This is a genomic window from Paenibacillus sp. FSL R5-0473, assembly GCF_038004565.1.
Classification (GTDB): Bacteria; Bacillota; Bacilli; order Paenibacillales; family Paenibacillaceae; genus Paenibacillus; species Paenibacillus amylolyticus.
The window spans coordinates 5,379,923-5,392,817 of sequence record NZ_JBBORL010000001.1; the positions used below are offsets into that span (position 1 = coordinate 5,379,923).

10 protein-coding genes and 2 riboswitches are annotated in these 12,895 nt (G+C 50.0%); of the genes, 1 reads left to right on the top strand and 9 read right to left on the bottom strand.

Translation table 11 applies throughout. From position 1 onward, the window contains the following. Positions 1–2: 2 nt before the first annotated feature. Positions 3–1,757: an alpha-glycosidase gene (locus MKY28_RS23560; protein WP_340937179.1), complete on the top strand. Its 1,755-nt coding sequence runs from the start codon at positions 3–5 to the stop codon at positions 1,755–1,757. A gap of 140 nt (positions 1,758–1,897) precedes the next feature. Here MKY28_RS23560 and MKY28_RS23565 read toward each other — a convergent pair whose 3' ends face one another. From MKY28_RS23565 to pstC, 9 genes are all read right to left on the bottom strand, one after another. Then, positions 1,898–2,410, bottom strand: coding sequence for a helix-turn-helix transcriptional regulator (locus tag MKY28_RS23565; protein ID WP_051449824.1), 513 nt, complete (start codon positions 2,408–2,410; stop codon positions 1,898–1,900). A gap of 54 nt (positions 2,411–2,464) precedes the next feature. After that, the gene (locus MKY28_RS23570) at positions 2,465–3,679 is read right to left on the bottom strand and encodes a YhgE/Pip domain-containing protein (RefSeq protein WP_340937180.1); all 1,215 of its coding nucleotides are present in this window, start codon (positions 3,677–3,679) and stop codon (positions 2,465–2,467) included. Between the two features lie 188 nt (positions 3,680–3,867). Continuing rightward, a complete protein-coding gene (gene sdaAA / locus MKY28_RS23575) occupies positions 3,868–4,806 on the bottom strand; it encodes an L-serine ammonia-lyase, iron-sulfur-dependent, subunit alpha (RefSeq protein ID WP_340937181.1) in 939 nt (312 codons plus the stop codon). Next, complete coding sequence (sdaAB, locus tag MKY28_RS23580; protein WP_074093257.1) at positions 4,796–5,485, bottom strand: L-serine ammonia-lyase, iron-sulfur-dependent subunit beta; 690 nt, start codon at positions 5,483–5,485, stop codon at positions 4,796–4,798. The genes sdaAA and sdaAB overlap by 11 nt, the downstream gene beginning before the upstream one ends. Before the next feature lie 138 nt (positions 5,486–5,623). After that, positions 5,624–5,760, bottom strand: a riboswitch (glycine riboswitch). 4 nt (positions 5,761–5,764) lie between these two features. Beyond that, positions 5,765–5,889: riboswitch (glycine riboswitch) on the bottom strand. A 134-nt stretch (positions 5,890–6,023) separates the two neighbouring features. Then, entirely contained in the window at positions 6,024–8,957 is a 2,934-nt protein-coding gene (locus MKY28_RS23585; protein ID WP_340937182.1) for a hypothetical protein, read from the bottom strand. A gap of 77 nt (positions 8,958–9,034) precedes the next feature. After that, the gene (locus MKY28_RS23590; protein ID WP_340937183.1) at positions 9,035–10,066 is read right to left on the bottom strand and encodes a phosphotransferase enzyme family protein; all 1,032 of its coding nucleotides are present in this window, start codon (positions 10,064–10,066) and stop codon (positions 9,035–9,037) included. 184 nt (positions 10,067–10,250) lie between these two features. Next, entirely contained in the window at positions 10,251–11,006 is a 756-nt protein-coding gene (gene pstB, locus MKY28_RS23595) for a phosphate ABC transporter ATP-binding protein PstB (RefSeq protein ID WP_036616781.1), read from the bottom strand. Positions 11,007–11,018: 12 nt separating this feature from the next. After that, on the bottom strand, positions 11,019–11,906 hold the full coding sequence (gene pstA, locus MKY28_RS23600) for a phosphate ABC transporter permease PstA (RefSeq protein ID WP_026081329.1): 888 nt from the start codon (positions 11,904–11,906) through the stop codon (positions 11,019–11,021). A gap of 2 nt (positions 11,907–11,908) precedes the next feature. Next, positions 11,909–12,844 carry a phosphate ABC transporter permease subunit PstC gene (pstC, locus tag MKY28_RS23605; protein ID WP_017690972.1) on the bottom strand — a complete coding sequence of 312 codons (936 nt, stop codon included), beginning with the start codon at positions 12,842–12,844 and terminating at the stop codon, positions 11,909–11,911. Positions 12,845–12,895 lie beyond the last annotated feature (51 nt).

The following is a 12,895-nucleotide window of genomic DNA, read 5'->3' on the forward strand; positions in this document are numbered from 1 at the left end:
TTATGTTGCTGGAAGCTATTTATCATCAACCGAAACGAAACTGGGCCTATGCCTATGACCAAGATACAATCCATCTGCGCCTGCGTACCAAAAAGAATGATATGACCGAGGTACATGCCCTGACCGGGGATAAATATGCGTGGGATGCAACCAAAGCGCTGGTTCCCTTAACCAAGTTTACCTCTGACTCCATGTTCGATTACTACGAGGGTGAGGTGAAACCTCCCTACCACCGACTGAAATACTCTTTTCTGCTCAAAAACGGAGACGAACAGATCTGGATGACCGAGACGGACTTCCAGGAAAAAGAACCGGACGATCCGGGTCGTATGTTCCAGTTCCCTTATATTCATGCCCAAGCTGTATTCACACCCCCTGCGTGGGTTAAGGATGCGGTGTTCTATCAGATTTTCCCTGAACGATTCGCCAACGGCAACCCGGATATTAGTCCGGAAAAGGTAGAGCCGTGGGGTGGTGAGCCGACACCTTTCAATTTCTTCGGCGGTGACCTTCAGGGCGTGATCGACCATCTGGATTACATCAGCGATCTTGGCATTAATGCGATCTACTTCACCCCCATCTTTGAAGCCACCACCAATCACAAATACGATACCGAAGACTACCTGCGGGTAGACCGGCACTTTGGTGACGCAAATACCGTGAAACGACTGGTCGAGCTGTGCCATGAACGTGGAATTCGCGTACTTCTGGATGCTGTGTTCAACCATTCCGGGAAGACATTTGCGCCGTTTGTGGATGTGCAGAAGAACGGAGAACAATCCAAATACAAGGACTGGTTCCATGTACATGAATACCCGCTGGACGTGAAGGACGGCATTCCTACGTATGAGACCTTCGGATTCGAAGCGCATATGCCAAAGCTGAATACGGAGAATGCTGAGGTTAAGGCCTATCTGCTGGAGGTTGCCGAGTACTGGATCAAGGAAGTGGGTGCGGACGGATGGCGGCTGGATGTGGCAGACGAAGTGGACGATGCATTCTGGCGTGATTTCCGCCGTGTAGTCAAAGCAGCTAATCCGGATGCCTACATTCTGGGCGAAGTATGGAACGAGTCTTCTTCCTGGCTGCAAGGCGACCAGTTCGATGCGTCCATGAACTATCCGTTTACCGATGCCGTGAATGCTTTCTTTGTGAAAAATACGATGCACGCCGAACAGTTCGCAAACTCCATCGGGCGACAGTTATCCCGTTATCCGCTTCAGGCCAGCGAAGTGGCGTTCAACTTGCTGGACAGCCACGATACCACGCGGCTGCTCACACTGTGTGAAGGCGACCAGCGCAAGATGAAGCTGGCTGCGTTATTCCAGTTCAGTTATATGGGTGCTCCGTGCATCTATTACGGAGACGAGATTGGCATGGACGGCGAACATGATCCGGGCTGCCGTAAATGCATGGAATGGGATGAAGCGAAGCAGGACCGAGAGCTGTTCGACTTTTATCAGAAACTGATCTCCCTACGTCATGCTCATCCTGCCCTGCGTGCAGAAGGCACCGTTCGTTTCCTGCAGGCTCGTCCCGATGGCAGCCAACTGGTATTTGAGCGACAAAATGAGGAGGAACGCATTCTGGTTCTGTTCAATCGATCAGAAGAGACGGCTATTGTCGAGCTGGAGGCCGGTGACGAGGAATGGACCGAGTTATTCGGCGGAAACCATCGTACGGCCAAGGAAGATGGCGTACTCGCCATTGAATTGCCCGCGTATGGATATGCTGTACTGAGCACTAGTCTCATATAAACACCAAGCTATACTTGCTCATATGCAAGACTGGAGTCTGTTCAGTTCATCGGCATATCAAACGAAATAGGCGCTCCCAGATCTGTTCCTGATCTGTGGAGCACCTATTTGATTTTGACGTTATTCATTATGGCCATGGATTACTCTGGCCGAACCAGCTGTTCCTTGAGCAACTGGATGGTGGCCTCATATTGTACAAGCCCCACTTGCAGACACAGACGCTGTGCAGGCGAAATACGTTCGCCGAATTCCTCCATCTGGCGCTGAAGTTCAGCGTATAACATTTCCTTTCGCTTCAACTGGCTGGATATCCAACCCGTTACGGTATCTTCATCCGCCAACTCTCCGAAATACAACCGCATCAGAAAATCAGAACGAAATACCTCAGCTTCCAAAGGACTCATTAAATAGGCGTGAAATTGCGCTGCTCCTTCAGGGGTCAATGAATACACGTTCTTATCAGGTTTCCCTTCCTGCTTCACCGATTCCTTAGTCAGCAATCCTGACTTTTCCATCTTCGCAAGTGTAGGATATATGGTGCCGAAACTGGCATCAAAGAAAAATGAAAAATATTGTTCAAAGTACTGCTTGATCTCGTATCCGGAACTTGGCTGATTGTGCAGTATTCCGAGGATGACATGCTGCGTGTTCATCGGTGTACCGCTCCTTTCCATTCCCCTTAACGTATCACAATCAGTACCCCTTGTTCAATGATCAGATGACGAAACGGTTGCTTTCAGAGCAACAGGCACAGCAGCAGGCTGGTCCTCCCTACGAGCTTCAGAACGTACCGGGCCGGAGCGTCTGATCCAGATGCAAAGCGCACCCAGAGTCAGTGTTACACCACCGATTACGGCGAGCAACATCGCATCCCGGCCAATTCCGTTTCCTCCGAGCACAAGGTTCATCATCCCTTCTACGGCATAAGTCGCTGGCGGATAATGACCGATCCCTTGGTAGAAGTCAGGCATTACATCTCGCGGAATCGTTGATCCCGAGGACAGCATCAGCAGAGGCAACAGCGCACTGTTTAACCAAGCCCCAGCATTGCCAAGCAACAACAAGCTCAACTGAGCCATGAGTATAAAAGATATGGTGACCAGCAACTGGAACAGCCATAACATGAACCAACCGGCTGCTGACGATACCCCCATAACGTGCATCATCCCCGACCCAACGAGCGAGACAATAAATGCAGCACCAACATTAACGATGTTGCGCGCCCAGAAACGCTCCCATTTCCCTGCCCTGTTACTCAGTTCACCAGATACTTTCTGCAGATTCATGCCAAGCAACATCGCTCCAGTAAACGTAGCCGTTACAATCAACATCGGTACCATGGAAAAAGAAAAATTATCAACAGGATTCAGTCGCTCCACTTCTGCCTCCACGCGTGAAGACAACCCAAGCGCCAGCGCATCGGACTGATCAGCAGTCATACCGGACTGATTCAGCACTCCGCGAATGCCATTCTCTTGTACTTCACGGTTCAACGTCGCTGTAACTTGTGCGGCTACGTTCTGCATCACACTTTTCACGGTAGCCACGTTTGATTCGTTCATCACATACTTCACTGTCATCGGTTTTGACAAGTCTTCTGCCTGTTGCATGAAACCTGATGGAATCTCAATAATCATGTACACATTCCGATCCGTTAACATCTGTCGTGCTTCTTGCATCGATTCAGATGGTTTGATCTCGAAATTCAGACCTGCCGCCAAAGACTTAGCCACTGGTTCAGCCGCTACCCCATCTTCATTCACGATGGTGACAGCCAATTGAGTCATTCTTTCGTTAACCTGGTCGTATCCGCTAAGCCAGATGATGTTAAAAAAAACCTGAAACAGCACAGCCGTAATTAAACCTACAATGGTGGCTCCGTTTTTCAAAAACAGTAGACTCGTCTGGAAAATACCTTTCATTCTATCCATCTCCTTTAGTTTTGTTTCGCTCTTTTATATATCGTATTGATATATGACAGTTGTTAATATATCTAATCGATATATAAATCGTCAATGTTTTTTTGTTTTTCTTCGTTGGAAAAAGACAAAAAAAGCCGATACATCTCTTCACCAGGAAGATTTGTACCGGCTTTTCATATCAATCCGATTTATGCCTTAGTTTGTACGTCATTTTCAGCAGGGGACTCAGCCTCAGGCTCGGCACGCTTTGCCTTTGGTTTAGCCAACTTCTGCATCATTTTGCGGCCGGTAGGTGTCTGGGCCAGTCCACCTTGGGCTGTCTCCCGGTGACGGCTCGGCATCGCACTGCCTACTTCCAGCATGACATCGATGACTTCGTCTGACGGAATGGCACTACGCACTCCGGCCAGGGCCATGTCAGCCGCAGCCAGCGCCGTAACTGCACCCAGTCCATTACGGACGATGCATGGGATTTCAACAAGGCCTGCGACCGGATCGCAGATAAGGCCCAGTGTATTTTTTAACGCCAAACCAACGGCATGAACGACCTGTTCCGGTGTACCTCCACGCAGTTCAACCATGGCACCCGCAGCCATGCCGATAGCGGAACCCACTTCCGCCTGACAGCCACCCTCGGCTCCGGAGATAAATGAATTGTTCGCGATAACATAACCAATTGCTCCCGCACAGAACAACCCGTTCACCAAATGTTCGTCCGTCCAGCCAAATCGCTCCTGTGAACTGATAAACACACCCGGGATGATGCCGCAGGAACCGGCTGTTGGTGTAGCCACGATCCGACCCATGGAGGCATTCACTTCAGATACACACAGGGCATACGCCATGGCAAGTGCGGAAGCATCTCCTGAGCAAGTCTCACCCTTGCGAATGTACTCGGCCATTTTTTTGCCGTCTCCACCTGTTAATCCACTGCGTGATGTTGTATCTTCCGTTAACCCTTTGCGTACCGCTTCCTTCATCACCTGATAATATTCAGACATCTGCTTCACAACATCCGCTTCCGGTGTATTGGTCTCCTGAACTTGCTCCTCGATCATCAGCTGAGCAATGGTTTTGGATTCCGCTGTACAGATCGTATTCAGTTCGTGCAAATGTTTAAACCGCATCCGAATCAACTCCTCTCTTCAAATCAATGACACGAATGTCCAGCACATGATCGAGTTCCCTTAGACGCTTGAGCATATCAGGATTAGGCACACCATCCATTTCCATCGCGGTAAGCGCTTCGCCATCACGGGCTTTCCGGTCCACCTGCATGTACCCGATGTTAACCCCGGATGAACTGATCGTGGACGTTACCGATGCAAGCACCCCTGCTTTGTCTGCATGTCGCAGAACGAGTGTTGGAAACTCACCACTAATCTGAACACGAAAATCATTCATCGAATGCACCGATACGCTTCCACCACCAATGGATGCACCGATTAAGGAGCAGGCACGTTCTCCATGCCACAACTCAATTTTGACCGTATTTGGATGAGGAGCAGGTAGGCCACTTGTATAAAACTCAACCTCCATGCCCGCTTCCTCTGCGTATTGCTCTGCATCCGGGATACGCGGATCGTCTGTGACATAATCCAGCAGACCACCGATCAGTGCCAGATCTGTTCCGTGCCCCTGATACGTATCTGCAAATGAACCGTACAGCGTCAGCCGGGCACGATCTGGCGTACATCCTAGCCACTGTCGAGCAATTCTCCCTAACCTTGCCGCTCCAGCTGTATGTGAACTTGAAGGCCCCGTCATCGATGGACCAATAATTGAGAAAACATCTTTAAATCGCACTTGTAACCCTCCATTATTAATCATGATTCATATTTGTAAAATGTATTCGTCATTTCGATCCAGGAGTTTCATCTACAATGTCCCTTTTTTTGGATATGATGACATCAAAAAAGGACAGAAGAAGGCCTTAGGCCCTCTCTCTGTCCTCGATACCTGAGAGTTTCACGATCAGCAGTGTCTCACGACAAGGGTGCACTGCCTGCGATTACAGACAAGTTCACCGGGCTGACTGATCATATACCCCTTGGGTGGCGCAGTTCGCGCACTCTCCAGAGTTGCGTCCAACGATGGTACATTTACCTGAGAGATTAACCACTGCGCCGGGTGCGCAGCAGCTTGCTCCTTCGGTGCCTGAGCACTAGCCATTGTGCTCGGCTAATCCAGGTCTCTCCCGCTCGTTATCATCCGCTGTATTATCTTAATTCGATTCGAATTGGTATATTTCTAAATTTTTGATCAAGTATACCCATAGAGTAATGTACAACATCATATATGTCAACAAAAGTAACGTGTAATTATCATAAGTTCGATGTCTATTTTAACTGAAACGAATAGCATTCAGATTTCTCACTTCCGCTGAGGCACTCGTGACGTTGCTAGTTGTCGTAAATTGGATACTTATCGTGTATGCATTAGTCGTTGTAGTCGGGGATGTATCCACGTAAGTGTTGGAGGAAAGAAACCTCAACGTTCCCGAAGCATTACCGGTTCGTGAGAGTTGCAATTGATTAATTAACACTCCGTTACGTCTCAGATTAATGTTATACGCAATACTCCAGTTAGACCCTACAACTATTGCTACTTGTGTACTATTATCGATTTTCACGCGTTGACCTGCCACTACAGGTACATTAAGTGTCTGAATCGTCGTTTCAGCTACTAATGAAAGACCCAACGCCGTGGTCTGGCTATCAGCAAACAAGGAAGAATCCGCAGGGGCAGAAGCTGCTGTCGATCCAGTAGCTCCTGTTGCGCCAGTGAATCCGGTCGCTCCCGTTGCTCCCGTTACACCAGCCGTACCGGTTGTTCCCGTCACGCCTGTCGCACCTGTAGCCCCAGTGAATCCGGTCGCTCCCGTTGCTCCCGTTACACCAGCCGTACCGGTTGTTCCCGTCACGCCTGTCGCACCTGTAGCCCCAGTGACTCCGGTCGCTCCCGTTGCTCCCGTTACTCCGGCCGTCCCGGTTGTCCCTGTTACGCCTGTCGCACCAGTTGCTCCAGTGACTCCGGTCGTTCCCGTTGCTCCCGTTACTCCGGCCGTCCCGGTTGTTCCGGTCACGCCTGTCGCACCTGTAGCCCCAGTGACTCCGGTCGCTCCCGTTGCTCCCGTTACTCCGGCCGTCCCGGTTGTTCCAGTGACTCCCGTCGTTCCCGTTACGCCTGTAGCACCTGTAACCCCGGTACCTCCAGTTGCCCCTGTTACGCCTGTAACACCAGTGACTCCGGTCGTACCCGTCTGTCCTGTCACCCCCGTATCTCCAGTAAATCCGGTCGCACCCGTTACGCCTGTCGCGCCTGTAACACCAGTACCTCCTGTTGTTCCTGTCAATCCGGTTGTACCTGTAACACCGGTGACCCCTGTCGTTCCCGTCAGTCCTGTCACTCCCGTATCTCCAGTAACTCCAGTCGCTCCCGATACTCCTGTTGCACCTGTGACACCTGTGACACCAGTGACTCCAGTCGTTCCTGTTACGCCTGTCGCACCTGTAACCCCAGTACCTCCGGTCGTCCCCGTTACGCCTGTCGCACCTGTAACCCCAGTACCTCCGGTCGTCCCTGTTACGCCTGTCGCACCTGTAACCCCAGTACCTCCGGTCGTCCCCGTTACGCTTGTCGCACCTGTAACACCAGTGACTCCCGTCGTTCCTGTCATGCCTGTTGCACCTGTAACCCCAGTATCTCCAGTCGTTCCGGTTACACCTGTCGCACCTGTAACACCAGTGACTCCCGTCGTCCCCGTCTGTCCTGTCGCTCCCGTATCTCCAGTGACTCCGGTCGTCCCCGTCTGTCCTGTCGCACCTGTTATACCAGTGACTCCTGTTGCTCCCGTCAATCCGGTTGCACCTGTAACACCAGTATCTCCAGTCGCCCCTGTTACGCCTGTTGCACCTGTAACCCCGGTACCTCCAGTCGTGCCTGTAACACCAGTGACTCCCGTCGTCCCCGTCTGTCCTGTCGCTCCCGTATCTCCAGTAACTCCAGTCGTCCCTGTAACGCCTGTTGCACCTGTAACTCCGGTCGCACCCGTTACGCCTGTCGCGCCTGTAACACCAGTACCTCCTGTTGTTCCTGTTACGCCTGTTGCACCTGTAACACCAGTGACTCCGGTCGTTCCCGTCAGTCCTGTCACTCCCGTATCTCCAGTAACTCCGGTCGTTCCTGTTACTCCGGTTGCACCTGTAACACCAGTGACTCCGGTCACCCCTGTTACACCTGTCGCACCTGTCGCACCTGTTGCACCTGTATTTCCAGTAACTCCGGTCGTCCCTGTCGCACCTGTAACACCAGTGGCTCCTGTCGTTCCTGTTACTCCCGTTGCACCTGTAACACCAGTGACTCCGGTCACCCCTGTTACTCCCGTTGCACCTGTAACACCAGTGACTCCGGTCACCCCTGTTACTCCCGTTGCACCTGTAACACCAGTGACTCCGGTCGTTCCCGTCAGTCCTGTCGCTCCCGTATCTCCAGTACCTCCAGTCGTCCCTGTTACGCCTGTTGCACCTGTAACACCAGTGACTCCGGTCACCCCTGTTACACCTGTCGCACCTGTCGCACCTGTATTTCCAGTAACTCCGGTCGTCCCTGTCGCACCTGTAACACCAGTGGCTCCTGTCGTTCCTGTTACTCCCGTTGCACCTGTAACACCAGTGACTCCGGTCGTTCCCGTCAGTCCTATCGCTCCCGTATCTCCAGTACCTCCAGTCGCCCCTGTTACCCCCGTTGCGCCTGTTACTCCAGTATCTCCAGTCGTTCCCGGTACACCTGTCGTACCAGTTGCCCCAGTCACTCCAGTTATTCCCGTTGCACCTGTAGATCCAGTATCTCCGGTCGTTCCTGTCACGCCTGTTGCACCTGTAACACCGGTGGCTCCAGTTACACCTGAAATACCACCGCTGTATGCCCCCAGTAATTCCTCAGATACGAGACGATGAGCGGTGACCAGTTCTCCATTCTGGTTTTTCCCCCAGACCGAAATCTGCACATCCTCCACAGTAGCATCATCCGTTGTAAAAACAAATTCAAACCCGTCCAAATCCGCATAAAAATCCTTGGTTATTACCTGATTAGGCAAAACATTGAAAAACTCTTCGATATATAATGTACGTACGCCTACCAAATAATATCCTTGAACAAGAACTGTATAAATACTAATTGTATTCCTATTATCCAGCCTTATCGTAATTCTCTGGGTAGGACGCCCATTTCCCGCAACAACATTATTTTCAATGGGGCCTGTTGATAAAACAGCCATACATGGATGCCTCCTCTGCCAGCCTTCGCCGGGTCATGATCATCCTTTATGTATATGTAACAAACAAGTAGATGTCGTCACAACTCATAGAAAATACGCTCATTTTGTACATAGGGTCTACAATACTTGCTGCATAGCTTCGGCATGCGATCTTTCATCCATTCGTGCCTCGACTCATTCGCCATCTGAAAGGCATAATAACCCAGTGTAAAGATCAACATAAACCCTTCCATTAACCGGATATCACGATCCGTCAGTGGTGCGATCTGTTGGGTATAACCGGATAAAAATATGTCACGTTCCTCCCGATTGAACATAAGTGCTGCCCCTCCGGCATCAAAAAGATAATAACCATAACCGTGTAGACAAAAATCAATCATGGAAATTCCCTGCTCCGTTATCAGCAGATTGTTGCGAGTAATATCCCCATGAATGATCCCCCATGTCCCTGCGTGTTGCGGGTATGTTTCTAACTGCTCATTAATGTTCTCAAACGTCTCACGAAGCAGATCAAAGTCTTCCGTTGTAAAAATCCCCAGTCGGACACCTTCCTCTAGCTGCCCTAGCATGACCAAGTTCTCATGGCTATTGCCATATGCCGGCCGCACCTTTGTTCGATCTGTCTGATTCTGCTCACGCCCATATTGATGAAGCATCTGCAGTTGTGCCCCCAGATCATAGATCTGCTCTGTTGTCAGGCGTTCTCCCTGCTGGATGTCCCTTCCCTCAATCCACTCCAGTACTGTACAGCAGATTTCTTTACCCGCTTCACTTTTCCATACCGTGGCCCAGTCTCCCGATACATTCCGTACCGGATGCTGCATGCGCAATGCTGTCGTTGCGTTTAACTCATGAAGCAGGTTCATCTCTGCCTCCAGCGCAGGAAGCGTATGCTGAATGCCGGTCATACTTGCATATGCGGCTTGATGGATACGTAGCAGATACTTCTGCCCACTTGCTTCATCAACGACATGATACGTCAGATTCTCATTATGACGAATATATGAAACGACAGGTTTCTCAATAGTGTAGTTCTGTATAATCTGAGCTGCCATATGGTCGTAAGACATCTGATCCGTAGTGATTATCAACATCTCCTTCGAAGTCATGTAAACGTTCTCTTCACACTAAATATCGTAGCATAATGTTTATCCCGCATACAGAAAATCCCACTAAAATTATAAATTAAAAAAGCACAACCCCCGAACAACCGTCCAGGCACTGTGCTTTCTTTTGTCTCTATTATTTCTCTATCTCTCTGTCTATTGCTCTATGTTACACTCCATGATCCAATTAACCAAAACGACCCATAATGTATTCTTGCGTCAGACGATTGTCCGGGTTCGTGAAAATATGCTCTGTATCCCCGTGCTCAATCATGCTTCCCAGATAGAAATAAGCTGTGTAATCCGAGATTCGTGCCGCCTGCTGCATGTTATGGGTAACAATAACAATCCGTAGCTCCTTCTTGAGCTCGGTAATCAACTCTTCAACTTTACCCGTAGATACCGGGTCAAGTGCAGATGCCGGCTCATCGAGCAGCAGAATCTGTGGTTCAACAGACAAAGCGCGAGCGATACACAGGCGCTGCTGTTGTCCCCCAGAGAGAGACAGAGCTGACTCATGCAGTCTGTCTTTTACTTCGTCCCAGAGCGCAGCACGGCGCAAGCTTTTTTCCACAATTTCATCCAGTGCCTTCTTACTCTTCGTACCGCGGTAGCGGGGGCCAAACGCGATATTGTTGTAGATGGACTTATGAAAAGGATTTGGCTTCTGCCACACCATGCCAATCTTCTGGCGAAGCTTGATTACATCGGTTCCAGGCTCATTCAGGTCGTTACCGTCCATCCAGATATGTCCCTCTGTACGGGAACCGGCAATCTCGTCGTTCATTCGGTTCAGCGACCGGAGGAACGTGGATTTACCGCAACCAGACGGTCCAATAAGAGCCGTTACGCTTGCTTCAGGAAACGTCAGGCTAATCTGCTTGACCGCCTGGAAATGTCCATAATATATGCTTAACTGTTCCGTACCAAAAGGTATGGCCATGTTGGTTCCTCCTTATTTCGAAGCTGTCATGCGGCGGAATACAACCCGACCGATCCAGCGTGCACTTAGATTGAACGCCAGCACGAGAATGACAAGCACGGCGGATGCCCCTGCTGCCACTTCTTTGGAATCTGGCCCAATACCTTCACTATTCACTTTCCAGATATGGACAGCAAGTGTCTCTGCCGGACGGAAAGGATTAAGCGGTGATCTTGGACTCGTCGGATTCCAATCTGTAAAGTCCAATGGTGGACTACTCATACCTGCGGTGAACATCAGCGCTGCTGCTTCACCAAAGATCCGGCCCGATGCCAGGATCGTACCCGTAATCAAGCTCGGCAATGCCACAGGCAGTAGAATGGAAGTGATAATCTTCCACTTGGACAGTCCAAGCGCCAGACCTGCTTCTTTCTGTTCCTTCGGAACGGCACGGAAGGCCTGCTCCGTAGTCCGTACCATCAGTGGCAAGTTAAAGATCGCCAGAGCCAAGGCACCCGAGATTAGGGAGAAACCAAGACCAAATTGATTTACTAGCAGCAAGAGACCAAACAAACCAATAACGATGGATGGGAATGATGACAATACTTCAACGACCAGACGAATGAAGCTGGTAATCTTGCCTGGTTTGGCGTATTCCGCCATGTAAATCCCGCCGCCCCATCCGAGTGGAATGGTAACAATCAAAGTCAGGACAAGCAAGAATACGGAGTTGAAGAGCTGTGGACCGATCCCGCCGCCACCCTTAAGCAACTGTGGTGCGCTTGTCAGGAAGTTCCAGCTAATATGCCCAATGCCTCTATACATGATGAAGCCAAGCAGACCGAGCAATAGAATAACAATGAACAGGGCTAGTACAACGATAACGGATGTTGCAATTTTATCTACCGTCTTTGCCTTCATTTTCATACCCGGTTTCTCCTTTCAAGCAGGCGAACCAGAATGACGAAGACAAATGTCATCACCAACAGGACAAGCGCCATACTCCACAGTGCATTGTTATGAACAGAACCCATCGTGGTGTTACCCATGCTGAGTGTAATTACACTTGTTAATGTTGAAGCTGATTCGAGCAAGGATGTTGGAACATGCGGTGCATTACCGATAACCATCTGTACAGCAAGAGCCTCACCAAAGGCACGGGCCATACCCAAAACGACACCTGTCAACAAAGCTGGCAAAGTTGTTGGAATAATGACACGGTAGATGGTTTGCCAGCGAGTGGCACCCAGTGCATAGGAGGATTCACGCAATCCTTTTGGCAACGCGGACAATGCATCTGCCATAATACTTGTCACCGTAGGAAGAATCATTACCGCGAGAACAAGACATCCGGCTGCAATCCCGACGCCTGTTCCACCAAAGATACTGCGCAACAAAGGTACGATGACGCTCAGACCGATAAATCCGTATACAACGGATGGAATTCCGGACAAGAGTTCAATCGCAGGCTGCAAGATCTTTTTGCCTTTACCCGGAACAATCTCTGTCATGAAGAGCGCTGCACACAGGCCAAGCGGACTTGCGATCAATGCTGCAAGCAAGGTTGTAATGAAAGAACCTGTGATGAACGGTAATGCCCCGTAGAACGCAGGTTCTCCGGTCGGATTCCACGTTTTTCCACCAAGGAATTCGCTGATGCTTATTCCATTTTGGAAAAATGTGGATAGCCCCTTAGACGCTACAAAATAAACAATGGAAAACATGACAACGATCAGGAAAACGACACAAATCGACGTATAGATCCGTCCCGTCCACTCTTCCCAATAATGTTTCTCTTTTAAGGGCCGGCGCGGTTTCAACTTGTTATTCATTACCGTTCCCCCTTCGGTCTGTTCCATAACAACCATCCTTCTATAGTAGAATTAATGCAAAATATGGGATTATTTTAG

Coding starts and splice junctions, on each gene's coding strand:
- sdaAA (WP_340937181.1), bottom strand. CDS start 4,806: ATGCGGTTTAAACATTTGCACGAACTGAATACGATCTGTACAGCGGAA.
- MKY28_RS23560 (WP_340937179.1), top strand. CDS start 3: ATGTTGCTGGAAGCTATTTATCATCAACCGAAACGAAACTGGGCCTAT.
- MKY28_RS23570 (WP_340937180.1), bottom strand. CDS start 3,679: ATGAAAGGTATTTTCCAGACGAGTCTACTGTTTTTGAAAAACGGAGCC.
- MKY28_RS23585 (WP_340937182.1), bottom strand. CDS start 8,957: ATGGCTGTTTTATCAACAGGCCCCATTGAAAATAATGTTGTTGCGGGA.
- MKY28_RS23565 (WP_051449824.1), bottom strand. CDS start 2,410: ATGAACACGCAGCATGTCATCCTCGGAATACTGCACAATCAGCCAAGT.
- MKY28_RS23590 (WP_340937183.1), bottom strand. CDS start 10,066: ATGACTTCGAAGGAGATGTTGATAATCACTACGGATCAGATGTCTTAC.
- pstA (WP_026081329.1), bottom strand. CDS start 11,906: ATGAAGGCAAAGACGGTAGATAAAATTGCAACATCCGTTATCGTTGTA.
- pstB (WP_036616781.1), bottom strand. CDS start 11,006: ATGGCCATACCTTTTGGTACGGAACAGTTAAGCATATATTATGGACAT.
- pstC (WP_017690972.1), bottom strand. CDS start 12,844: ATGGAACAGACCGAAGGGGGAACGGTAATGAATAACAAGTTGAAACCG.